This window comes from Buttiauxella sp. B2, assembly GCF_006376615.1.
Taxonomy (GTDB): domain Bacteria; phylum Pseudomonadota; class Gammaproteobacteria; order Enterobacterales; family Enterobacteriaceae; genus Buttiauxella.
This window is the reverse complement of sequence record NZ_VEXQ01000010.1, coordinates 1-23612: the sequence shown is the minus strand read 5'-3', so window position 1 is coordinate 23612 and position 23612 is coordinate 1. Positions and strand designations below refer to the sequence as shown.

The following is a 23612-nucleotide window of genomic DNA, read 5'->3' as shown; positions in this document are numbered from 1 at the left end:
GACATGGAACAGGTTCACACTCAGCTAATAGAACAGCTCATCCAGCGTTTTTCGCAGGCGGATAACATGCCGCTGTATCTGAAATTCGCTGAAACGGTGAAGTCGGCAGTACGCAGCGGTGTTTTGCCGCAGGGAAATATTCTGCCCGGCGAGCGCGATCTCAGCCAGTTGACCGGCGTTTCGCGTATTACGGTACGTAAAGCCATGCAGACGCTGGAAGATGAAGGGGTGGTGACGCGTTCTCGCGGTTACGGCACGCAGATTAACAACACTTTTGAATATTCGCTGAAAGAGGCGCGAGGTTTTTCCCAGCAGGTGGTATTGCGTGGAAAGAAGCCTGACACCCTTTGGGTGAACAAACGTGTGGTGAAATGCTCGCCGGAAGTTGCGGAACAGTTAGTGCTAAAGGCTGATAGCGACGTTTTTTTGCTTAAACGTATTCGTTATGTGGATGAAGATGCGGTATCAGTAGAAGAGTCGTACGTGCCTGCAGAGCTTATCGCCGATGCTGACGATATCGGTGTTTCGCTGTACGACTACTTCCGTAGCCAGAACATTATTCCCCAGCGCACCCGCAGCCGCGTGAGTGCCAGAATGCCTGACAGCGAATTCCAGTCGCATATCAAACTGGAAACGCCGGTGCCGGTTTTGGTTATAAAACAAGTGGCGTTTGACGCGCAAAACCGGCCAATCGAATACAGTATCAGTTACTGCCGCAGCGATTTATACGTCTTCGTTTGCGAGGAGTAGCGCCTCATTCAGTTGCTCAATGTGTGGAGCACAATCGCCGCCACGGTGGCTGACCACGTAAGAAGCAACGGCATTGCCGAGACACACTGCATCACCTAAACTCCACCCAGCGGCGAGGCCTGCCAATGTGCCGCCGGCGTGGCTGTCTCCGGCACCAATTGTATCAACGACTTGTGTCGGGAATGGGGCTGCCAGCGCAATTTCTTCCGATGAAGCAAACCACGCACCTTGTTTGTCGAGCCGTACAATCAAGGGCGAATCGTACCGCTCAAGCCATACACGGCAAATTCCTGCAATATCATCCCCCTCAACGTTCAACCACTCTGCGGTGATCGCGGCTTCCTGGCGATTTAGCGAAATAATCGGTTTGCAGGCCATAATTCTTGCCAGCAACGGCGTGGGGATATCGGCGATCCGTGGACCAAAATCGACAAATGCTGTCACGTCGTTCAGCGATTCAAGCCAGCTTACCAATAATTCCGCGCACGGCCCTGCGAGTTGATAACCCGAAAGTGAAAGAAGGGTGCCGGGTGCCAGCTGCAATTTATCCAGCCATTCTTGATTCCACTGATGTTCTACGCCGCGAAACGACATAAACGTCCTTTCACCGTCAGGTTCGACAAGTGCCAGGCACCAGCCGTTATCGCCGCTGTCAGTGTGGATTTCGCTGCGGATACCTTGTTTATCAAGGCTTGTGCGAATGATGTCCGCCCATGTTCCCTGGCCAATTGGCAGTGCATTTTGCGAAGCGATACCGAGGCGTGAAAGCGTAAGTGCAATGTTCAACGCGCAGCCGCCGATATTCACGCTTTGTTGTTGCAGCTCGATATCGCAACCACGCCAGGGCAGAGCGTAGGCGTCGGCAATAACATCAATCACCGCTGAGCCGAGCACGCAAACCGGGCGTTTTGCTGCAAGCGACGGTAACCGTGCGTGCAGATTACTGGCTTTCATTGCTCACCTCCCGTTGCTTGCGATATGCCATAAAGATGCGGCTGTAGCGCGTAAAGTCGAACTGGTTAACATCATCAATCTGCTGTTTTAGCGTCACGTCAATGCTTTCCACACCGTGAATCGCGCCGCAAATCGCTGTTGCCATCGCACCAATAGTATCGGTGTCGCCACCCAAATTTGCGCACAATATCGCGCAGCGATTCGGGTTGGTTTGCGCCAGTTCCACCATCGCAATCGCCGCCGCTACGGATTCAATAGTACTGGTACCCGTGCCGACCAATTGATAAATCTGCTCCATGCCAGATTCGGTGCCGAGCGTGTTTCTGGCAACGTTTAGCGCCAGTTCTATACGTGCTCCAAGAGATGCGTTAAAGGTCGTGATGCGTTTTTCCTGAGCGTGGCGAGCAACAGACGGCAGTTCGTCACAGATTGTTTCCCAACTTGCCCCTTCAATGGCTTTTGAAATCGCCCAGGCGATAACCACTGCACCAGCAATTGCGAGATCGGATTTGTGCGTTGGGCTGGACGCGAGTGCCACTTCATCAATAAATGCATCAAGATTGTGAGTCGGCAGCAAGCAGCCGAGTGGAGAGGCACGCATCGCAGCACCGTTGGTGACGCCGTTGTTTTCAAGTTCGCTCACTGGCGTGCCTTGTTTAATCGCGTTCAACGCAATTTTGGAGGTTGGGCCAAGCACGTTCTTGTTAAACGCATCGAATCCTTCTGCCCAATGCAAAATGTGGCGGCCAATGGTGTCCGGGTTGATTGCGCCATCATGTTCGATAATCGCGTCAGCCAGCGCCAGCGCCATCGATGTGTCATCGGTGAATTGCGCACGTTCGAAATAACAAGCAGCATTGTTTTCCGCAGGCCCCGGCAGGAAACGGTCAATCCAGCCAAAGTGCGCTTTCACCCGCGAGCGTGGCCACAGTTCAGACGGCATACCCATCGCATCGCCTAACGCCTGGCCGTAAAAGGCCCCCAGAATACGATTTTCCATGATTATGCTTCCTTTAAATCTTTTTCAGATGGGTTGCCAGCAACCGCAATGGTGGTGATCTCTTTGTCCGATTCGCGGAAGAACACCATGAACAGTACGGTGATTACCGCGATCATGGCTGCGCCGAAACCCCACATCCCCGCCCAGTTAAATGTCTGACCGTTCACAGGTGTTGGGTAGGCGAACATTTTTTCCATTAACTGTGCGCCAATGCGATAGCCAAGAAGGCTACCAAAGCCCTGGCAACATAGGGTGATAAGCCCTTGCGCCGCGGTGCGCATGTGTACTGGCGCTTTTTTGTCGACATAGATATAGGCGGTGACGTAGTAGAAGTCGTAGCTCACGCCGTGCAGCAATATGCCCAGGAACAGCAGGCCGTAGGTGAAAATGTGGTCGGCACCACCGTAGACGAAGAAGCCATAGCGAATGGCTGCCGTAACAAGACCAAGTAGTAATACCTTTTTAATGCCAAAGCGTTTAATGAAGAACGGCAGCGCCAGCATAAAGAAGATTTCGGAGAACTGGCCAAGCGTCATCCATCCGGTTGCGTTATGCATGCCCACTTCGGTCAGATAACCGTTGGCGAAGATGTAATAGAACGCCAGCGGCATGGCAAACAGGAACGAGCAGAAGAAAAAGACCAGGAAGTTTTTGTCTTTCAGCAGCACGATGGCATCGAGGCCAAGCATGACCTTCAGGCTCATTTTACCGGTGCTTTTCGGCGGTGTATTTGGCAGGACGAGTGCGAATACCCCCAGCAGTGCGGAGCTGGCTGCGGTTATCAGCAGTGGAACATTGGTTGGTGAAATATCGCTAAATCCGAGCATTTGCGGTAGGAATCCGCAGACTAAACCTGATGCAATCCAGCCAATCGTGCCCATCACACGAATGCGTGGGAAGTCGCGTTCTACGTCTTCAACATTGGAAAAAGCAATGCTGTTAGTGAGCGCAATGGTTGGCATGTAAGTCAGAGAATAGGCCAGTAGTAAGGGGAAGAAATAAACAAACTCGGTTTGCTGTGCGGCCAGATACATCAGCACCGCGCCGGCAAACATCAACAGCGCCAGCACCTTTTGAGCGGCAAAGAAACGGTCGGTTAGCGAGCCGACCAAAATCGGTGACAGAATTGCCGCGATGGCGGTACAGGCGTAAGACCAGCCGATTTCAGTTGGGCTGAATCCACTTTTACTCAGGAACAGCCAAAGAGGGACGAACCACGCGCCCCAGATAAACCATTCAATAAACATCATGAATGAAAGGCTAATTTTTGTACGTTTCATACGTTGAACCTTCATGATTGAGTTGGGTACACCATAACCATACCAATCAATAATACCTTTTAAATACCTTTGTGTTGATTCTTTGACCTCCGTTGCAAAAATACACGCCTGGCTGCTTCGCTTTACATCACTGATTAGGCCGAAAATGCTGTCCTGAGTGGCGAAGATGTGGCTCCAGTACCAGGATTAGTGCTTGCCCATTGTTTCACCGATTCAATGGCTCAGGAATCTTCATCCTCAGCGGGCAGGGTGCTCGCTGAACTTACGGGAGCGTATTATGACTGATATTGCGCAGTTGCTTGGCAAAGACGCCGACAGCTTGTTACAGCATCGTTGTATGACTATTCCGGCAGACCAGTTGTATCTGCCAGGCTCGGATTATGTAGACCGCGTGATGGTGGATAATAACCGTCCGCCTGCGGTGCTACGTAATATGCAGACGCTGTATAACACCGGGCGGCTGGCAGGTACCGGTTACCTTTCTATTCTACCGGTCGACCAGGGTGTGGAGCACTCGGCAGGGGCGTCATTCGCGGCAAACCCGCTCTATTTCGATCCCAAAAACATTGTTGAGCTGGCGATTGAAGCAGGTTGTAACTGTGTGGCGTCAACTTACGGGGTTCTTGCTTCAGTTTCACGCCGCTATGCCCACCGCATTCCCTTCCTCGTAAAACTTAACCATAACGAAACGCTAAGTTACCCGAACACTTTCGACCAGACGCTATATGCCAGTGTTGAGCAGGCGTTCAATATGGGGGCGGTGGCTGTTGGCGCGACCATTTACTTTGGTTCGCCAGAGTCACGTCGCCAGATTGAAGAAATTTCTGTGGCGTTTGAACGTGCCCATGAACTGGGTTTGGTCACGGTATTATGGGCGTATCTACGTAACCCGGACTTCAAAAAAGACGGGGTTGATTACCATGTGAGTGCCGACCTTACCGGGCAGGCTAACCACCTGGCAGCTACCATCGGCGCTGATATCGTGAAGCAGAAAATGGCGGAAAATAACGGTGGCTACAAGGCGGTTAACTTTGGTTATACCGATGACCGTGTATACACCAGACTGACCAGCGATAACCCAATCGACCTGGTGCGTTATCAACTGGCGAACTGCTATATGGGCCGTGCGGGGCTGATTAACTCCGGTGGTGCCGCAGGTGGTGAAACAGATCTCACCGATGCTGTTCGTACTGCGGTAATTAACAAGCGGGCAGGCGGAATGGGGTTAATTCTGGGGCGCAAAGCCTTTAAGAAATCGATGTCTGAAGGCGTGAAATTAATTAATGCCGTCCAGGATGTTTATCTGGATGGAAAAGTGACTATCGCCTGATAAACCCCCTCTCCGTAGGGAGAGGGGGTTCTAGTTCTGGATTGGAATTTGAGATATGAGGTTTTATCTCATATCAAGCAATTGCAGGAGCGAGCTGGCTCATTTCAAGTAGCCGTTCACCTTCATTGCTGTGCAGTCATAAATCTTTAACCCAACAATGGGCAATTTGGCGGCAGGCGGCAGCTCAGCGCATTGGGATGGATATCAATGCGGAATTTCTGGCTGGTCTGCGGCTCGCCATCAAGATTAAAAGTAATGTCGTGCGGGGCGGTAATCTCAAACCAGGATGAACGCCCATCAATAATGTTCGGGCTGTCGTCTGGACGCGTGAGCGTGTTAAAGATAGCCGGAAGCAACTCTTCACCGGTAAAAATTCTCAATTCCAGCAACCCGTCGTTAATCAATGCTTGCGGGCATAATTCCTGCCCACCGCCGGCCTGGCGGCCATTGCCAATACCAATCACCAGCGCATCGCCTTGCCACTCGAAATTCTCACCGCGAATTTCACAGCGGTCCGGTTTAAGCGTATCCAGACGAATCAGGCCGTGAACGAAATAGGCGATACCCCCCAGTGCAGCTTTCAGTTTTTCCGGTGTTTCGGTGGTGATGCGCGTGCCAAAACCACCGGTTGCCATATTGATAAAGAATGCCGAGTCGTTCACCTGCACCAGATCGATTGCGACATTTCTGCCAATAATGGCAAGTTGCAATGCTTTATCCAGCTCCTGTGGAATACCGACGCTGGTGGCAAAATCGTTCGCGGTGCCCAATGGTAAAATCCCCAGGGCTGGGCGGTGTTCAGGCGCAAGTTGCGCAAGTGCGGTTGCCACTTCGTTGATTGTGCCGTCACCACCTCCGGCAATCACAGTATCGACACCGAGGTTCGCGGCTTCTTCAACGTAACGAAAGGCATCACCTTTTTCCCAGGTGACACGGATATGTAACGTGTATCCCTCATCACGCATGACGTTGATTGCGCTGCGCAAGATATCGTTGTTAGCACCTTTGCCGTTCAGGATGACAAGCGTTACCGGGGACTGCTCCATGGCATACCTCAGGAAATGTAGTTAAGTGCAGAGTGTATCGTATGTGAGGGTTCTACGGGGAAGAACGGGATGAGTCTGACGGGTTTAACAAAAAAGAAGGCCTGCGCAAGGGCTTTTCTTCTTGTTGTTAATACAGGCTTTCAGCGGTGGAATGCGGGTTTGCACGGTGCACAAGACCACTGAAAGCCATCAAAAACTACTCGAGTGTGGACACTATGTGGACGTTTTTCGCGTGAGTTCCGCCACGAAGTGGATTGAGCGACACGGCATCCTGCAAGTATTCAGGTGCAAAATGAGCATAGGTCATGGTCTGCTCAATTCGCGCATGTCCCAATATTCGTTGTAGCGTGATAATACTTCCCCCGTTGATCATAAAGTGAGTAGCAAAGCTATGCCGGAGAGCGTGCGTTGCCTGGCCGGATGGTAAATCAGGTTTCACTTCTTTGAGAATCTGCCTGAACTCTTTATAAGATGCTGCCAAAAAAAGGAACCCTCGCTTATTGCTGGAAATCATTTCAGCTACTTCCTGCGATACCGGAACCGTACGCGGTTTGTTTGTTTTAGTTTTAACAAACGTCACGCGGTTCTGAATGATATGTTCAGCTTTTAATTTTACAGCCTCTCCCCATCTTGCCCCGGTACTCAGGCAAAGTACGGCGATCTTCTTGTTATCCCCATCCAGCCTTGAAAGCAGCAGTGCGATTTCATCTTGAGTCAGATACCCGGTTTCTGGTTGTTGCTCTTTGAGCCTTTTCATACCGCGGATTGGATGTTCACCACTGAATAATTCGGCTTCAATAAGTGCTGTAAACATTCCGCTCAGGCATGTCAGATCGCGATTAATACTTGCGGGCTTGATGCCCAAGCTTCGCCGAGCAGTGCTGTACTGACTGATAAGGGATTTGGTTATCTGAAATGCACACGGGTCGCCTGTTATTTCAGTAAAGAGTTCAATTTTTCTGAGATAACCCTGCCCATAATCTTCATGTTGCCCTTTTAACTTCCACCACACTTGCGTCAGCTCTGACAGACGCCGTTTGTCGGTAGGTTTAGACAGCCATTCTTTATTGTGGTGGTTGTACTGCGTGTACTTTTCAAAAGCGACAGCTTCGCTTTTCTTATCAAACTTCCTGCGGATGCGCTTTCCGTCGCGACCAGCAGGTCTTATGTCCACTTCCCACTGACCATCATCGAGTTTCTTGATTGTCATCAGAAAACCCTCCGATTGGTGTGCTTACTTTTTGCTCTTAACTCTTTACATCTGTGATTAGGGTATTTATCTGTCAATGACATACATTTCAAATGTATGTATTGCCGGTAAATGATTAACCAGTCTTTTGCTCTGAGTGGGGCGAGATTGTTGTTTCTTGCCCAAAGTGTGCGAGTGCCGGTGCAATCTGCCCGGATTCTGGTGCTATTTGATTAGTAATAAACCACATCGTGTATTTCATAAACTGCGGGTGATTCAGGATTTTCATCGTTACGTCGGTGGGAGGGGTTGTTCTTCCACTTTCGTAGTAAGTCAAAGAACTGTATGGAACCCCTGTAATTTCAGCGAATTGCCTTCTGTTTAATCTTTCTGACTCGCGCATAAGCGCCAGTTTTTCGCTAATTGCGATTGACATGTTATCAAGATCCTCTAATAATCATCGTAAATCTCAAGTGTGAATCAAGTTTCTCTATGGATAGTGCGATTACACTAAAGCCCATTAGAGAACATTAGAACCCATTGGTTAGATCTAGATAAAAGGTTAGCAGATGAGCAAACAAGTTGTAAGTATCAGCGATGCTGTCCCATATCCTGAATTTGCCCGACTCATTGGCAAAACTCCGGCTGCAGTCAGAGGCATGATTGAAAAAGGGAAACTTCCCGTCATCGAGATGTCCGACCCGCTGTCAGCAACGAAACGAGCTGGCGAGTATTGGGTCTATCTGCCTGCCTGGAATAATGGGATGAAAATGGCGTATGAGAGCCGCCCAAAAGAAATCAGGGAAGGGTGGTTGATGTGGCTGGGCTTGGGCGAACCAAATTAACATTGGGAGATATGACGATGAATGAGCCACGTTGCATTGCTCAATTCCTGCGAAACCATCAGGCAAGCCGTCCGATGGATTTCTCAATTACTCACGGTAAAGGACGTAAAGGAATCATCATTCGTCAGCCGCGACGTTATGACGTTGCCAGTGCTTTTCAACGTTGCCTGAAAGTCGCAGGGAGAATATTTAAATGACAGTCATGACCTTTGCAGTAGTGAAAAACCAACCGGCTGGTCTGCGCGGCCTGGTTGCTAAACATCTGGCAAAACCTCGTTGGACTGAGTCCTGTAATTTCTACAACGATATGTTGGAGCGAGAACGCCTGACAGTCTGTTTTCACGCGCAACTTAAACAACGTCACTCAGTCATGCGTCTGGAAGAAATGAACGATTGTGATCGTGAACGTATCGTCTGTGCCATTGATGAACTACGAAACGCATTCACAAAGCAACGAGCTGTTGGCGTAAGTAAATCAGGATTCATTGGCCGCCTGACGGTTAGCCAGCGGCGTACTTTGTTTTTACATGCGGGGCTGACAGAAGATGAATTTAATCAACCTTACTGGTATATCGAAAACGAACAGTGTAAATGGCGGGATGCTTTAATACGGGCATTACGTGAGCTGTTTAATTTATTTGAATACACTCCAGCAATATTGACAGCCGTTAAACCTGAGCAATATCTCCATTAATTAATACATTGAAAAAATTAACGCACTTCATTGTGTGTGGCTTTTTATTATCTGGAGTCAGGGATTATGCCAGCAAGAATTAATCATCAAAGTAACTCTGAGCAATTAAATTCACTTCTCATCCATGCAAGGGCAGAAGCTCGGGCCGATGCGGCAGTTAAGTATTCATCGCACATTGACGGACTTATCCGCCACATTACCAACAACGAACTATCGGGTGTTGAGATTGTGGAACTGCTTCACCAGGAATCGCAGAAGCTGCATGAATCAGGCCTCAGCTATCAAAGTGGGGCAGGGTTATGACCAATCATCGGGTTATCGTCAAGAGCTGGTATTCGGTCATGAAGCTGAATGGCTCTTTTGTTCTGGCTGATGTTAAACATGATAAAGACACCGGTGCTGTTTCTTATCCCACAGTCGCTATTTATTCCAGTGAGTTAAAGCTGATTTCCGACCTGATTAACCTGATGGTCAAACGGGCTGTTTTTCTGAAACGAATCAATAACACCAATGAGCTTTTGAAAGAGATAAATCACTGTGGCGAGCTGTGTCAGATCGCTATGAATAAAATTAATAATATTGAGGGTTAAATATGTCTGTCCATATTCAGGTTGGCGATAAATGGGTAATTACCAGCGACCAATATCAATTTATTTTGCAGGAAAAGAAGGTCGCTAAAACAGGAAAGATGGCCGGTAAGGAGTGGTTAGATTCTATCGGGTATTACCCGAAAATTAGTCAGCTTGTCTCCGGTCTTATCCTTCATCACATTCAGTCCTCATCGGTAGACTCAATTGAAGCAATGGCCGCAGAAATTGCTCGCATTGCACTGGTATGCGAACACGCTTTTAAAGCCAATGCACAGTAATGACCGGGAGCGCACAGCTCCCTCAGTTGTTCTTCTTAATCAAAGCACCGGCAAGTCATTCGTCGGTGCTTATCCCTGGAACGCTCCTCGTGCGGCTATCTCGCGAGATCCCTATGACAGACCGCTTACACGTGACGAACACCGTCAGGTGCAAGCGGTTTTAGCAGACATAAACACGCTTCCTTATATCCTCCGTGCAAAATTCAGCAATCGCTACTACTGGATGAAGCGCCATTCCAGCCAGCTTGATGCTCTGCGGTTTCTGACGTCCACTTTCAAACGGCGCTTATGGCCACGCATCGAAAGCGTAAATCGCAACCATAGAATGAATACCGTTGCGACGATGCGTTTCTTGTCAGAACAGGATGCCTATTCACGCTTACCGGGGATGAATGATAAAGCGCTGGAGAAGTTTGCAGGCCGGATAGCAGCTCAGTTATTCAATGCCTATGAAGAACTCAGCGACAGCTACGCCAGCGAGCATGAAGGCGACAAAAATGAAGTGCTGTTTACCGACGAAGCGCAATCCTGGCTTTACGGCGAAATCGCAGGTGCTTCCCGCGCATTTAACATCACTCCGATGCACTGGAAAAAGTATCGCAAAGGGAAGCTTACAATACGCGATGCCTTTTCAGCAGTTTCCCGGCTGGTTAACGACGAGTGGTGGGTGCGCCAGTTCAAAGCACAGCGTACCCGCTGGAATGAAGCGCTATTTATCTCTGTCGGTGAGGTCAGCAAAAAACGCTCACCGTATGCCAGCAAACAGGCAATTCGGGATGTACATGCGCGTCGTCTGGCTAATCTTGAGTATCTGAAAAGCCGCGAGCTGGAGAATGTTGAGACGGGCGAGCGAATCGACCTGATTGATAAGGTACTGAAAAGCATTTCTAACCCTGAAATCCGTCGCATGGAATTAATGAACACCATCGCCGGGATTGAGCGGTACGCCGCGAGCAAAGGTGATGTGGGCATGTTTCTTACCATCACGACCCCATCCAAATATCACCCAACGCGTATCACTGGGGCGGATAAAACCGTCCAGCTTAACCACAAATGGAACGATGAAGCCTACAGCCCGAAAGATGGTCAGCGTTATTTGTGTGCTATCTGGAGCAAGATGCGTACCGCGTTCAAAGACAATGACCTTAATGTCTACGGGATGCGCGTCGTCGAACCCCATCATGATGGTACGCCGCACTGGCACATGATGCTTTTCTGCCAGCCTGACCAGCGTCAGCAAGTTATTGAGATCATGCGTCGTTACTCTTTAAAAGAAGATGGCGATGAGCGAGGCGCAGCAAAAAATCGCTTTGAGTGTAAGCATCTCAACAAAGGCGGGGCGGCTGGCTATATCGCAAAATATATCGCGAAGAATATCGACGGTTACGCGCTGGAAGGGGAGATTGATAAAGACACCGGCAAACCTTTGACTGATACCGCAGCAGCAGTTAACGCCTGGGCGTCAACGTGGCGTATCCCCCAATTTAAACCAATTGGTGTCCCGACAATGGGTGCTTATCGCGAACTACGTAAACTGCCGCGTGGTGTGAGTATTGCCAGTGAATTTGATGAGCGAGTCGAAGATGCAAGGGCGGCAGCCGATGGCGGTGATTTTGATTTGTATATTGCAGCGCAGGGTGGGGCAAACGTGCCGCGAGATACGCAAACCGTCCGTGTGGCGCGTAAGGTGGCTGACGAGCTGAATGCGTATGACGAGGAAGTGCAGAAGGTTATCGGTATCTTTGCCCCGCATCTTGGTTCTGACAATGTGCATGTAACCCGTACAACTCAATGGCGCATCGTTGCTAAGGCCGTTGAAGTTGATCTTAATTCTTTGACCTTAAAGAGCGGCTCTGCCGCGACTCGGAGTCCTGTCAATAACTGTGGGTTGGGTGACTTGAGGAACAGTACAGAAGGGACTGCAGCATCTGAGAGAGTCACGACCCTACTTAATCATATTGAGGAAGGAGAGTTAGATTGTAGTGATAACAGGGGCAAGAATGTTGTTAGAGAGTAGGTTGGTATCATTAAACAAATAGTGATATCTGCGAGAAATAGTATATTTTTGTTCCGAAATAAACTGCTCTTTATTAAAGTGTTTAGTGAGAGGTATTTGCTATGGTAACGAGGTGTATTAATCTCAAGGCTAACTTTATCTAGTGCTTGCGATAATTTATCACTTGCAACAGCTTCGCTGTTAATTATTGAACAATACACATTATGAGTAATGTATACCCACTAAAAATAGGTTTTTACAAGTTACATTCAAGATGTATAGGCTCAAAATGTATGCAGGATCACTTATTTAGTAAGATTCATCATTATTTTGTTGACAAATGGACTTGGCATTGAGAGCATTTTCAGCTATAGCTTTAATAATTAATAACAACTTGATGTGCTAAGTATTTAATTTATTCTTATAAGGATTTGAAACGATGAAAAGTATTGTTTTTTTTAATAACAAAGGTGGTGTAGGGAAAACAACGCTTATTTGTAATACCGCGGCATATTTATCTTTGGAAATGAATAAAAAAGTTTTGGTTGTGGATGCAGACCCTCAATGTAATACAACATCCTATTGCTTAAGTGATGCTAAACTGACAAGTCTGTATGACGATGATAAAAGAGATTCGATTGAGGCTTTTCTTAATCCAGTAAGGCGTGGTAAGGGATATATAAAAGATAAAATAATCCCATTGAAAACTGAGAGATTCGGTTTTGATTTGATTCCTGGTGATCCAAGATTAGCGTTAAGTGAGGATCTTTTAGCGACTGATTGGGCTCCTGCTAAATCAGGAGATCCGCGAGGGTTACAAACTACCTTAGTATTCAGTCACCTCTCAAACCAATATCAAGATTATGACTATGTATTTTATGATGTAGGCCCATCTTTAGGTGCTTTAAATCGTGCAATACTAATATCATGTGACTATTTTGTAATTCCAATGTCTGTCGATGTGTTTAGTTTGATGGCATTAAGTAATATTAATCTTTCTTTGGCGAATTGGAAGGATGGTATTATAAAAGGCCTTGATTCATATAAAAAAAATGAAGGTGAGGACTATTGTATTGATGATGAAAATATAAAGTGGAAGCTATCTTTTCTAGGTTATGCGATGCAGCAGTACAAGGGTAAAACAGTTCGTGGAGTGAAAGTGAAAGTAAATGCATTTGAACGAATTGCAAAAAAAACACCTAAGGTCATAACTACGGAAATTATTAAACCATACGCTGAAAAGCAAAACATTAACTATGAGCTTGGACAGATTGAGAATATGAATAGTTTAATTCCTATGTCTCAATTAGCTCACTCCCCTGTTTTTATGCTTAAATCAAAGGATGGTGTTGTTGGCTCTCACTTTAGCAAAGTAAATGATGCTCGCAAAATTTATAAAGGCATATGTGCTAACCTAGTTAATATAATGGAAGGAACAGGCAAATGATTAGTTGGCCTGAATCGTTGATTTCTGATCTTGCTCGCAGGAAATGCATTTTGTTTCTTGGTGCTGGAGTATCAATGAATAGTGTTAGCCAAGATGGCAAAAAATACCCTCCAAGTTGGAAGGCATTTTTAGAGCAATGCATGGTTGATGTAGATAACAGCTCTCAAATAAAGAAATTAATTGCAAATGAAGATTATTTGACTGCCTGTGAACTCATCAAAATAAGATTGCCGAAAGGTAAGTTTCAAGATAATGTAAGAGCCGCCTTCTCCACACCAAGATACAAGCATGCTCCAATTCATGAAAGTTTATTCAAATTGGATTGTCGCATTGTAGTCACTCCTAATTTTGATAAAATATATGAAACATATGCATCTAAAGAAACTCTAGGGACTGTTGTTGTTAAAAATTATCACGATAATGATATCGTGACAGATATAAAAGGTGATGGTCGAGTAATACTTAAAATTCATGGGACAGTTGATAATGCTCAAAAGTTAATTTTTAGCCGTTCTGATTATGCAAAAGCTCGCTCAGAGAGCAGAGATTTTTACGAACTTTTAAGTGCATTAAGCCTAACGCATACATTTTTATTTGTTGGGTGTGGAGTTAACGATCCTGACATTAGGTTGTTACTTGAGGACTCGTTTTTTAAACATTATGGTAGCAAGCCACATTTTTTGGTTACATCAAATAAGAGTATACATAAGGACATGTTGCCAGTTATTGAAGACACGTTAAATCTTAATATTCTTCAATATAAAGAAAATAAAGGCTCCCATGGCGAGTTGATGGACAGTTTTGATGAGTTGGTTACTTTAGTCGATGAGTGGCGGCTCGTAGTAAAAGAAACTCTTAACTGGTAACTGGTAACTGGTGCATTTGAGTGCCTTAATTTGCAACTGTATTTTTATCTTTATTCCAATCGACCTAGCGTGCCACGCAACCTCTGCGTGGCTGAATGCACCTGCATTAAAACTGACCCATGAAGCGGGCAGGCGTGGCGGGGATAGCATTGCGCGCTGAGGGCAAAATGGATTTAATTTATTTCTTCCTGAGAGTGTCTCTGTGGCGTTGAGTTGTTCGCAAGCATGAAGTTTATGTGCGGGGCAGATTGCAGTTCAAGATAAGCGTCTGAGAGCGTCAGAGTAGGGTACGAAAAGCTGCCGTGGGGCGGCTTAAAAAGAGAAGTGATTCCTCCTGAAAGTTAATTAGAGAAAAGTCATTCCGTCAGGGATTTTCTTTGCAGGATTGAAGCCTAGTATGCAGGTTACCGATATGAACTTCTAACTTGGCTGCTCGGAAACAGTAAAAGCGTAATGAGTGTAATCTTGTTTAGTGTCCACCCCATCCAGTGATAAACACAACTAATGCTTTCCCAGAGATAAATACTCACCCTCCGTCCATTTAGCCTTAGGGGGGAAACCGAGAACGCTGACACAGATATCGAAGCTGCGAGATATATCGCTAATGGCGATGGTCAGGTGGTTTAATCCGGTCAGCATTCAGGCCTCATCTCTAAAGTGGTGCGGTTATCGACATGACTTCACTGGGCCTGACGGTGTTCCGTAGTACGGTATGATTAAATCCGACAGTCAACGAAAAGTGGACTCCAGGATTTTAATCAGTAAAGGCTGCTTTCAGACCACAGCGAAGACATAACTAACAGCAAAATGTCAATCAATAGATAGTGGCCGGATTTATCAATAATATCATATAGACTTAAGCTCTTATCAACCTCAGATTTTTACCTTCACTATCGAGAAGTGCTTCGTAAACTACAGGCGGAACTCCAGATCCATAATTTAGTATTAACTTAGTGCCTTTAAGCTGATATGAACCACTTATATCAGTAATACGATCGTCTAGGCCAGGTATTGCTCCAGTGAAAGTACCATCTGAGTGAAACGATAAACGTTGACGCCCACGACTTGGGGGGAGTGGTCCTCCTATTTTGACATATACTTTCGTATTAGCAGTATCAAACTCGTATGCGTGTATCCAATCACCAAATATTGTATACATTTTCACGACACTAGCAGCTTACGTGGACCTTCAAGCGTCGCATGCATCCGAGCAACTTGTTCAGGTGTGAACATAACCATGGCGTCATCGTCAACATAATCCATATAGTTCATGAACATGTCCCCGTTTGGACCATTCTGGCAAGAAATTTTAGGGAAATCAGGTTTGCCATAATTTGGCCCCTCGGAATTTGGGGTATCGTTCACGGAGTCCCCTCCTGAACAATCTGGAGTATCGCCCCAAATATGGCGTAGATTGAAGTAATGTCCAATTTCATGCGTGCAAGTACGTCCATTGTTAAAAGGTTCTTTCGCAGTGCCACCTATCCCGAAAGCGTAGGTTGATATCACTACACCATCAGTCTCTGAAGGACCTCCAGGAAATTGTGCATATCCCAGCAGCCCGTCTTTAAGTTGGCAAACCCAAATATTTAGATATCTATCTGTAGGCCAAGGTGCACTACCACCACGGGCGGAATCTTTCATAGAGTCGTTCTGTCCAAATTCTGTTACAGTCGTGGGAACATTCAAGATTCCATCGGTTGCTTCGCCATCAGGAGTTAGTGTCGCTAGTTGAAATTCAATCATTGCATCGGCGATGAGACCTTGCCACACGGGTGGAACTTTATTTTTGTCGAGATTTGCCGCGCGAAAATCGTTATTAAGTATAGATATCTGAGCTTCAATTTGTGAAGACGTTACTGTTTCTGCTCCAGGCGAATTGAGGATGTGTATGACCACGCTAATGCGGTACGGTTTAGGAGGCATGGCTTGTACAAGACGACGTGATGCAGCGAAGGCATGCTCGAGTTCACTTTGTGCTATATGGAATTGTGGGTCCTGTTCCAGCAGCCAATAATGTACCGACATGCAACCACACTTACGTTGCAAATGTGGAGTTGTTTTACTCGCGGACTTCTTGGTTGTAGGTGTCTTTTTATTTGCCATAATTAACCTCTAGTCTTTGTAGTTCCGATGTTATTAGATAATTTTTTTGGTGCGATGACATTGAAGAAGAGTATAAACTCACTGTGTAATTTGCCTTCTGATTGATGATGTCAGCCCCTAGTTTTGAATGCCTTCACTCTTGTTAAGTCGTAAAGACATTAGATATTATTGAAATTAAATATCATAAGTCACTCACTTAAGTAATATCCTTCAATGTTTTCTGTTAAATTTATCAATGAAGTATTTTTTTGTATAGGTAGAGATATCTGCTGATTTTATATATTGTAGTTACGCCGGAAGGATAATGGTTAATACCAATTTCGTATTTTTATAATAATCTGGAGCGCTCAGGGCTTTTGAGTGTATCTATAAAATAATAGCGACTTTCTCATGGGGGATCTTTCTAAATCAGTAACTTGATGATATATGGATCATCTGGAGTGATTAGGTTTACACCCTTTTCGTGTGCTTTTCATTCTATCCGGCACAGTGTTAGTTGCACGTCGTTGTAGAATTCACTATGTCACGTAGTGACGCAGTGGGATGGTGGTGGCCGAATGATAATATATGTTTAATTCATACGTAAGTGTTACAGACATAAATCAATTAAACCATTTTACTACTACTAATGAGCGAGCCAGGTTCAAAGGTATATGGTGTTTTAAGTGTAGGCCAAATCATACGACGCGAAATTTCAACCGAGGTGCATATGAGCTACTGCGATGAAGCAAGAAATGCAGGCATTGAAAAAATTAATGCCGGATATGATGGGCTGATAATTGATGCTGGTGTGATTATCGCCAATATGAAAGCAAAAAACCTTGACCCGAGTAAATACTATGATGCTAAACACAATGAATTTATAGACCTTATTGCATATGTTTCTGACCTAAATGAAAATAAAACAAAGCTAATCAATGATCTGAATAACAAAGTTGATAATGAGTGTGTGAATCAAGTCGAATTTGTCCAGACGGTAATAGATTTTGTTGTGATAGGTTATACTAATGGATTAGCTGCTGTACTCCCAAGGTATATGACCCATATAGATGCGGGTGCAATATTATCAGGGTATCCTCTTGGGGGAGATAACAGTGTTTTCAATCAAGTAAGAGAGAGTATTTTAAACGCTGTAGGCATTGGTTCTACGAGTGACTTATTCAAACCAATAACCAACCCTGTAGAATCAGTAAAAGACTTGCTGGCTAATTTAGGTATTCACTTTTAGATATAAAATTCAGGCAGAATATAAAAATTAAACTCTGTGTATTTAAGCCGCGTTAGCGGCTCATTCCCATTAACTAACACAATTATTCTCCACAGTAGATCTGGCAGCCTCCTATCAAAATTAACAACTCCTTTGCACTGAGTCGGTTACGACCGAAATGACAGTTGTGTCAAATGAAGAGTTATCCCGCGCAAATGAAAATAAACGAATTAGTATTAACGAGAAACGCAGATTATATGAGCCACTGAATCTCAAACCAAGATATCAATCGGCGTTGCAGAGGTTATACGGCTTAAAGCGGATCATCTCCTCACCAATCCACTCATTCACCTCTTTAATCCGCTCCTGCAATGGCGTCAGCTCATTACGCACAAACACCTGTGCGGCCTTTACCACGTCACCAAACCCGCCGGTATTGTTGGGGATGACGCCCATCATTTGCGGTGGTACGCGGTGTGCGCTCATCAAATCCTCGGCGCTCGCTTTCTTGATGTTAAAGAAATCATCTTTCGTCGCCACCTCACTGAGTGGCACGATTTTAATCCCGTCCGGCTTTCCGTTCGGTGCGTAGAAAAACAGGTTCTTAAAATTCCCCAGCCCCTTTGAGCTTCGCATCGCCTCGCGCAAGGCTTCCACGTCGGTGCTGCTCTGCGCCGCATCGGTCACATACATGATGTAACCGGCGTGCGCACCGTTCTGGTAATACTTGCGACGGAACAGGGTTGCCGATTCATTCAGCCAGGCAGAATTTAACGCGCTGAGATATTCCGGCAGGCCGTACAGCTCCTGGTTGATGTCCGGCTCCAGAAGGTGAAACACGGAACCCGGCGCGAACTCATGCGGGGTGATAAACGACTGCACGAACCAGTACACATCCTCATTGGTGCCCTTGCGAGTGTATTTGGCCGGTGAGGTTTCAAGCCGTAATAGCTTGCCAGTGACGCTCATACGCTTTTCTAAAAACGCATTGCCGAACACCAGAAAATCCAGCGCAAAGCGGCTGAAATCCTGCTGCGAAAGTAACGGGTGAGGGATAAATGTCGACGCGAGAATATTGCGCTTCACATAAATTGGTGAGCTGTGATGCACGGCGGCGCGCAGGGTTTTCGCCAGCCCGGTAAAACTCACCGGCGGCTCAAACCATCTGCCGTTACCGACACACTCGGTGTAATCCAAAATGTCACGGCGGTCGAGCACCGGTGACGGCTCACCAAAGGTGAACGCTTCCATTTTTTGCGGTGCCGCAGCCGGTGGTGTGAGGGTGTTTTTTGCCGCGTGTTTTTTATTTTTTTTGGACATCAGTTGAACTCCAGAATTGAGGTGGATGCCTGACCGCTACCGGCGGTGAGTGGCTCATTTAACAGCGCATGCATGGTCGCCCATGCGACGTCGGCATGACTGGCTTCCTCGCTGCGGCTGGCGTCATAGGTGGCGCTGCGGCCACTGCTGGTCATGGTTTTACGGATTGCCATAAACGAGGCGGTGATATCGGTATAACTCACGTCATATTCCAGGCAACCACGGCCAATGGTGTCTTTGGCTTTGAGCACCATCGCGGTTTTTACTTCCGGGCTGTAGCGGATTTCCCGCGCTGCCGGATAAAACGCGCGCACGAGCTGGTAAACACCCTGGCCGATGCCGGTCGCATCAATGCCGATATATTCGACGTGGTATTTTTCGGTCAGCTTTTTGATGGACTCGGCCTGTGTGGCAAAGTCCATGCCTTTCCACTGATGGCGCTCCAGAATGCGGAACTTGCCCCCGGCCACCACGGGCGGTGCCAGCACCACACATCCGGCACTGTCGCCGGTGTGTGACGGGTCATAACCAATCCACACCGGACGATAACCAAACGGGCGAGTCGCGAACGGCTGCCAGTCATCCGTCCAGGCTTCCATGCTGTCGACCATGCAGCGTTGCAGCTCCTCAAACGGGAATACTGAGGCCTTGTCGTCGACAAATTCGCACATGAATAAATTACGGAAATCATCGGCGCTGTTTTCGCGTTTCAGCGTGTCGAGATTAAACAGGTTGCAGCCACCGGCGAGGGCATCCTCAATGGTCACAATCTGCCGCCACTGACCGTCATCGCAGGTCATGCCGTTTTTTAACGCCGCGTGGCTGATATCCAGATCCACACACTCGCTTTTATCCGACCGGCCTTTGTTAAACAGCTCGCCTGACCAGAACGGGTACGCGCCATGCGCCAGCGTTGACGGTGTCGAGAAATAGGTCGAGCGCAGGTGCTGCTGTGAGGCCATGCCCGATGCCACTTTGCGCAGCTTCTGAAAATTGGGGATCCAGAAAATTTCATCGACCAGCAGGTCACCGTTGTGGCTCTGCGCGGTGTTGGAGTTGGTGCCGAGAAAAATCAGCTTTGCCCCGTTGTTGCCGATGACAATCGGGTCGCCGGTCAGGTCAACATCCACCAGGCGGGCAAACTGGATGATGTACTCGCGGAACACATATGCCTGCGTTTTACTGGCCGAGAGGAAAATCTGGTTATGGCCGGTTTTCAGCGCGCGTAACAGTGACTCACGTGAGAAATAAAACGTTGCGCCAATCTGGCGGGATTTGAGGATATTGCGGATACGGTGTTGTAACCCTGCCTGATGCCAGCCGAGCTGGTATTCAAAGGACTCAGCAAAGAAAATCTCCTCGAGCTTTTCGATGGCCCCGTCGCTGAAAAAATTCTTTTTCGGCTTCTTACGCTCACCCTTATTGCGGTTCGCCACGTTGGGATTTAAATCCGCCTCGCTGCCGGTCTGGTTATAGCGGTTCACCCGCGCCAGCCGCTCAATCTGTCGGCCTAACAGGTCAATCTCCTTGAAGTCGCCGCCGTCTTTTTTCGTCTTGGTAATGAGCTGAATTAATCGTGCTTCGAGACTGTTTTCCACACGGGTAATGGGTGCGATGCCGTCCCAGCCGTCGCGCTGCTTCCAGCTCTGCACCGTCGGGCGTTTCTGACCGAGCATTTCGGCAATCTGCGGCACGGAAAATCCCTGCCAGTAAAGCAGTGATGCCTGTCGACGCGGATCAAGCATCAGGGAGGTATCTGTGGTGATGGTCATGGTTGCCTCGCGTTATCTGATAACGAGCAAGGCTACTTAAGCGGGAAAGGATGCGCGCTAAGGTGCTGTTGTGTCAGGGGTTAGCCATCCGGGATGAATGGCAGGCCGGGTGCGGAGTCAGGAAACTAAGCCTGACCCAATCACCCAACATCAGGACGCCTGACCATGGCAAAAAAAGTATCGAAGTTATTCCGCATCGGTGTCGAGGGTGACACCTGTGACGGGCGACTCATCAGCGGCACCGACATTCAGGAAATGGCGACCGCCTTCGACCCGCGTGTCTATGGTTGCCGCATCAATCTGGAGCACCTGCGCGGCATCCTTCCCGACAGTATTTTTCAGCGTTACGGCGACGTGGTGGAGCTGAAAGCGGCACAGATTGACGATGACTCTGTGCTCAACGGCAAGTGGGCATTGTTTGCCAGAATTGCCCCACTGGACAACCTGGTCGACATGGTCGGCAAAGGCCAGAAGGTTTACACCTCGATGGAAATTCAGCCGAACTTTGCCAACACCGGCAAATGCTATCTGGTAGGTCTGGCGGTCACCGACGACCCGGCAAGCCTTGGCACTGAATACCTCGAGTTTTGCCGTACCGCCAAATCTAACCCGCTTAACCGCTTCAAAACCAGCCCTGAAAACCTGATTTCGGTCGCCACGCTGGCCGAGCTGGAATTTGAAGACCAGCCCGACACCCTGTTCAACAAACTGACCGATACCGTGAAGGGTATTTTCAGCCGTAAACAGGCCGATGATGACGCCCGTTTCAGCGATGTGCATGAAGCGGTGACGGTCGTCACTGAGCAGGTGCAGGCCAGCCACGACGCCACTGAGCAGCGCCTCACCGCGATGGAACTGTCACTCAGTACCCTCAAGGGCGAACTCACCGGTCAGCTCGAAGAAAGCCAGCAGAAACTCGCCGCGCTGGAAACCTCGCTGGATAAAACCGAGAGCTTTGCGCAGCGCCGCCGTGAACCGTCGAGCGGCGGCAATGGCGACTCGATGCTGACCAACTGTTAAGCCCGGTCGCGCTACCGGAACGACCCCAAAATTAATCAGGAAACACTATGAAGCCACAGACCCGCTTTAAATTTAACGCCTATCTCACCCAGGTGGCGAAGCTCAACAACGTCGACGCCGGTGACATGACCAAAAAATTCAGCGTCGACCCGTCCGTCACTCAGACGCTGATGAACACCATGCAGGAGTCGTCCGACTTTCTGACCCGCATCAACATGGTGCCGGTTGCCGAAATGAAGGGTGAAAAAATCGGTGTCGGTGTCTCCGGCTCGATTGCCAGCACCGCCGACACCGCCAGCGGTGACGAGCGTCAGACCGAAGATTTCACCGCGTTGGAGTCCAACAAATACGAATGCGATCAGATTAACTTCGATTTCCATATCCGTTTCCGCACCCTCGATTTATGGGCGCGTTTCCAGGACTTCCAGATCCGTATTCGTAACGCCATTATCAAGCGTCAGTCGCTCGATTTAATGATGGCGGGTTTCAACGGTATCAAGCGCGCGGCAACCTCTGACCGCAGCAAAAATCCGCTGTTGCAGGACGTGGCAGTCGGCTGGTTGCAGAAATACCGCAACGAAGCGAAAGCGCGCGTGATGGATAAAGTCACCGCCGAAGATGGCAGCGTGATTTCAGATGTGATCCGCGTAGGTAAAAACGGTGATTTCGCCAACCTCGACGCCCTGGTGATGGATGCGACCAATAATCTGATTGCACCGTGGTACCAGGAAGATCCGGATTTAGTCGTCATTTGTGGCCGTCAGTTACTGGCCGACAAATATTTCCCGATTGTGAACCAGGAGCAGGCCAACACCGAAGCGATGGCAGCCGATGTGATTGTCAGCCAGAAACGCATCGGCAACCTGCCCGCAGTGCGCGTGCCGTACTTCCCGGCTAACGGTCTGATGGTGACCACGCTGGAAAACCTGTCCATTTACTACATGGACGACAGTCACCGCCGCATCATTGATGAGAACGGCAAACTCGACCGTATCGAAAACTACGAATCGATGAACATTGATTACGTGATTGAAGACTACGCCGCCGGTTGCCTGATTGAGAACATCACGCTCGGTGAGTTCCCTGAGCCGCCGAAAGACGCACCGGCGCAGGAGGCGTAAGCCATGACGAGTCCCGCCGCACGCCACATGATGCGGGTCTCGGCCATTGTGACCGCGCAGCGGGACGATAACCCGCTGCGCCATGCATCCGCTTATGAGCAGATGCTGGTCAAACTGGCTGCCGACCGGCGCACGTTAAAAACCATTCATTCCATCGAGCGCAAAGCCGACAAAAAGCGCGTGCTGTTACCGTCCTATGCCCCGTGGGTGGCCGGTGTTTTGTCCGGGGGCAAAGGTGCGCAGGATGACATCGTGATGACCGTCATGCTGTGGAAACTCGACGCCGGTGACATTGCCGGGGCGCTGGAGGTTGCCCGCTATGCGATGCAGTACGGTCTCACCATGCCCTCACAGCACAAACGCACCACGCCGTATGTACTGGCCGAAGATGTGGCGCTGGCGGCCATGCGTGCCCATGCCGCCGGTGAGCCGGTTGATGTCGGCCTTCTGCTCAGTACCCAGACACTGACCGCTGCGTCGGATATGCCCGACAAAGTGCGAGGCAGATTGCACAAAATTACAGGTCTGGTGCTGCGTGATGCCGGACGGCTGGCGGAGGCACTCACGCAACTCCAGCGCGCGATGCAGCTCGACGGTCAGGCAGGCGTGAAAAAGGACATTGAGCGACTGGAAAGCGCCCTGAGACCTAAGCCTGCCCCGGCAACAAAACCCCGCACAACCCCGCGCCCGCGTAAGGCCGAAGTGAAACCGGCAAGAAAACGTGGACGTCCAAAAAAGGCGGATAAACCCGCCGGTTAACAGAACGCGCCCCGCGCCGGGCGGCACGCCGGTTGAGACTGG

24 protein-coding genes and 1 pseudogene are annotated in these 23612 nt (G+C 48.3%); 15 read left to right on the top strand and 10 right to left on the bottom strand.

Annotated features, from left to right (window positions below):
* Positions 1-3: 3 nt before the first annotated feature.
* The gene (locus tag FH968_RS12750; RefSeq protein WP_139880058.1) at positions 4-750 is read left to right on the top strand and encodes a GntR family transcriptional regulator; all 747 of its coding nucleotides are present in this window, start codon (positions 4-6) and stop codon (positions 748-750) included.
* On the opposite strand, the gene FH968_RS12745 is transcribed toward FH968_RS12750, so the two are convergent.
* The 3 genes from FH968_RS12745 to FH968_RS12735 are packed head-to-tail and all read right to left on the bottom strand — an operon-like array spanning position 724 to position 3984.
* Positions 724-1704, bottom strand: a complete 981-nt coding sequence (locus FH968_RS12745; protein WP_139880056.1) for a PfkB family carbohydrate kinase — start codon at positions 1702-1704, stop codon at positions 724-726. The two genes, FH968_RS12750 and FH968_RS12745, sit on opposite strands and share 27 nt — an antisense overlap.
* Entirely contained in the window at positions 1691-2707 is a 1017-nt protein-coding gene (locus tag FH968_RS12740; RefSeq protein WP_139880054.1) for an ADP-ribosylglycohydrolase family protein, read from the bottom strand. Before FH968_RS12740 ends, FH968_RS12745 begins: the two co-directional genes overlap by 14 nt.
* Entirely contained in the window at positions 2707-3984 is a 1278-nt protein-coding gene (locus tag FH968_RS12735; RefSeq protein WP_139880052.1) for a nucleoside permease, read from the bottom strand. Before FH968_RS12735 ends, FH968_RS12740 begins: the two co-directional genes overlap by 1 nt.
* Before the next feature lie 277 nt (positions 3985-4261).
* On the opposite strand from FH968_RS12735, the gene fbaB reads away from it, so the two are divergent.
* On the top strand, positions 4262-5314 hold the full coding sequence (fbaB, locus tag FH968_RS12730; protein ID WP_139880050.1) for a class I fructose-bisphosphate aldolase: 1053 nt from the start codon (positions 4262-4264) through the stop codon (positions 5312-5314).
* A 146-nt stretch (positions 5315-5460) separates the two neighbouring features.
* Here fbaB and yegS read toward each other — a convergent pair whose 3' ends face one another.
* The 3 genes from yegS to FH968_RS12715 all read right to left on the bottom strand — a co-directional run bounded on the left by yegS (position 5461) and on the right by FH968_RS12715 (position 7985).
* A complete protein-coding gene (gene yegS, locus FH968_RS12725; protein WP_139880048.1) occupies positions 5461-6360 on the bottom strand; it encodes a lipid kinase YegS in 900 nt (299 codons plus the stop codon).
* A 196-nt stretch (positions 6361-6556) separates the two neighbouring features.
* A complete protein-coding gene (locus tag FH968_RS12720; RefSeq protein WP_139880046.1) occupies positions 6557-7570 on the bottom strand; it encodes a tyrosine-type recombinase/integrase in 1014 nt (337 codons plus the stop codon).
* Between the two features lie 115 nt (positions 7571-7685).
* Entirely contained in the window at positions 7686-7985 is a 300-nt protein-coding gene (locus tag FH968_RS12715) for a helix-turn-helix transcriptional regulator (protein WP_139880044.1), read from the bottom strand.
* A gap of 133 nt (positions 7986-8118) precedes the next feature.
* On the opposite strand from FH968_RS12715, the gene FH968_RS12710 reads away from it, so the two are divergent.
* The 9 genes from FH968_RS12710 to FH968_RS12670 all read left to right on the top strand — a co-directional run bounded on the left by FH968_RS12710 (position 8119) and on the right by FH968_RS12670 (position 14265).
* Entirely contained in the window at positions 8119-8394 is a 276-nt protein-coding gene (locus FH968_RS12710; protein WP_139880042.1) for a regulatory phage cox family protein, read from the top strand.
* 17 nt (positions 8395-8411) lie between these two features.
* Positions 8412-8591: a hypothetical protein gene (locus tag FH968_RS12705; protein ID WP_139880040.1), complete on the top strand. Its 180-nt coding sequence runs from the start codon at positions 8412-8414 to the stop codon at positions 8589-8591.
* Positions 8588-9088: a replication protein B gene (locus FH968_RS12700; RefSeq protein ID WP_139880038.1), complete on the top strand. Its 501-nt coding sequence runs from the start codon at positions 8588-8590 to the stop codon at positions 9086-9088. The genes FH968_RS12705 and FH968_RS12700 overlap by 4 nt, the downstream gene beginning before the upstream one ends.
* A gap of 66 nt (positions 9089-9154) precedes the next feature.
* Positions 9155-9391, top strand: coding sequence for a DUF2732 family protein (locus FH968_RS12695; RefSeq protein ID WP_139880036.1), 237 nt, complete (start codon positions 9155-9157; stop codon positions 9389-9391).
* The gene (locus tag FH968_RS12690; RefSeq protein WP_189389107.1) at positions 9388-9678 is read left to right on the top strand and encodes a DUF5405 family protein; all 291 of its coding nucleotides are present in this window, start codon (positions 9388-9390) and stop codon (positions 9676-9678) included. Before FH968_RS12695 ends, FH968_RS12690 begins: the two co-directional genes overlap by 4 nt.
* A gap of 2 nt (positions 9679-9680) precedes the next feature.
* Positions 9681-9956, top strand: coding sequence for a DUF5405 family protein (locus tag FH968_RS12685; RefSeq protein ID WP_139880034.1), 276 nt, complete (start codon positions 9681-9683; stop codon positions 9954-9956).
* Positions 9946-11973 carry a replication endonuclease gene (locus FH968_RS12680; protein ID WP_139880032.1) on the top strand — a complete coding sequence of 676 codons (2028 nt, stop codon included), beginning with the start codon at positions 9946-9948 and terminating at the stop codon, positions 11971-11973. The genes FH968_RS12685 and FH968_RS12680 overlap by 11 nt, the downstream gene beginning before the upstream one ends.
* Before the next feature lie 418 nt (positions 11974-12391).
* On the top strand, positions 12392-13399 hold the full coding sequence (locus FH968_RS12675) for a ParA family protein (RefSeq protein WP_139880029.1): 1008 nt from the start codon (positions 12392-12394) through the stop codon (positions 13397-13399).
* On the top strand, positions 13396-14265 hold the full coding sequence (locus tag FH968_RS12670; RefSeq protein ID WP_139880027.1) for an SIR2 family protein: 870 nt from the start codon (positions 13396-13398) through the stop codon (positions 14263-14265). Before FH968_RS12675 ends, FH968_RS12670 begins: the two co-directional genes overlap by 4 nt.
* A gap of 364 nt (positions 14266-14629) precedes the next feature.
* Here the strand turns inward: FH968_RS12670 and FH968_RS23880 are convergent.
* Both FH968_RS23880 and FH968_RS12660 read right to left on the bottom strand, forming a co-directional pair.
* Positions 14630-14904, bottom strand: a pseudogene (locus FH968_RS23880) (hypothetical protein).
* A gap of 522 nt (positions 14905-15426) precedes the next feature.
* A complete protein-coding gene (locus tag FH968_RS12660; protein WP_139880025.1) occupies positions 15427-16371 on the bottom strand; it encodes a zinc metalloprotease in 945 nt (314 codons plus the stop codon).
* 709 nt (positions 16372-17080) lie between these two features.
* Between FH968_RS12660 and FH968_RS12655 the strand changes: the two genes are divergently transcribed.
* Positions 17081-17599, top strand: coding sequence for a hypothetical protein (locus FH968_RS12655; protein WP_139880023.1), 519 nt, complete (start codon positions 17081-17083; stop codon positions 17597-17599).
* A 264-nt stretch (positions 17600-17863) separates the two neighbouring features.
* Here the strand turns inward: FH968_RS12655 and FH968_RS12650 are convergent, their stop codons facing one another.
* Positions 17864-18898, bottom strand: a complete 1035-nt coding sequence (locus FH968_RS12650) for a phage portal protein (RefSeq protein WP_139880021.1) — start codon at positions 18896-18898, stop codon at positions 17864-17866.
* Positions 18898-20670, bottom strand: a complete 1773-nt coding sequence (locus FH968_RS12645; RefSeq protein WP_139880018.1) for a terminase ATPase subunit family protein — start codon at positions 20668-20670, stop codon at positions 18898-18900. The genes FH968_RS12650 and FH968_RS12645 overlap by 1 nt, the downstream gene beginning before the upstream one ends.
* 165 nt (positions 20671-20835) lie before the next feature.
* Between FH968_RS12645 and FH968_RS12640 the strand changes: the two genes are divergently transcribed.
* From FH968_RS12640 to FH968_RS12630, 3 genes are read left to right on the top strand one after another with little or no spacing between them, the layout of a single operon-like run.
* Complete coding sequence (locus tag FH968_RS12640; RefSeq protein WP_139880016.1) at positions 20836-21690, top strand: GPO family capsid scaffolding protein; 855 nt, start codon at positions 20836-20838, stop codon at positions 21688-21690.
* A gap of 47 nt (positions 21691-21737) precedes the next feature.
* The gene (locus tag FH968_RS12635) at positions 21738-22811 is read left to right on the top strand and encodes a phage major capsid protein, P2 family (protein ID WP_139880013.1); all 1074 of its coding nucleotides are present in this window, start codon (positions 21738-21740) and stop codon (positions 22809-22811) included.
* A gap of 3 nt (positions 22812-22814) precedes the next feature.
* Positions 22815-23570 carry a terminase endonuclease subunit gene (locus tag FH968_RS12630; protein ID WP_139880011.1) on the top strand — a complete coding sequence of 252 codons (756 nt, stop codon included), beginning with the start codon at positions 22815-22817 and terminating at the stop codon, positions 23568-23570.
* The last annotated feature ends 42 nt before the right edge of the window (positions 23571-23612 follow it).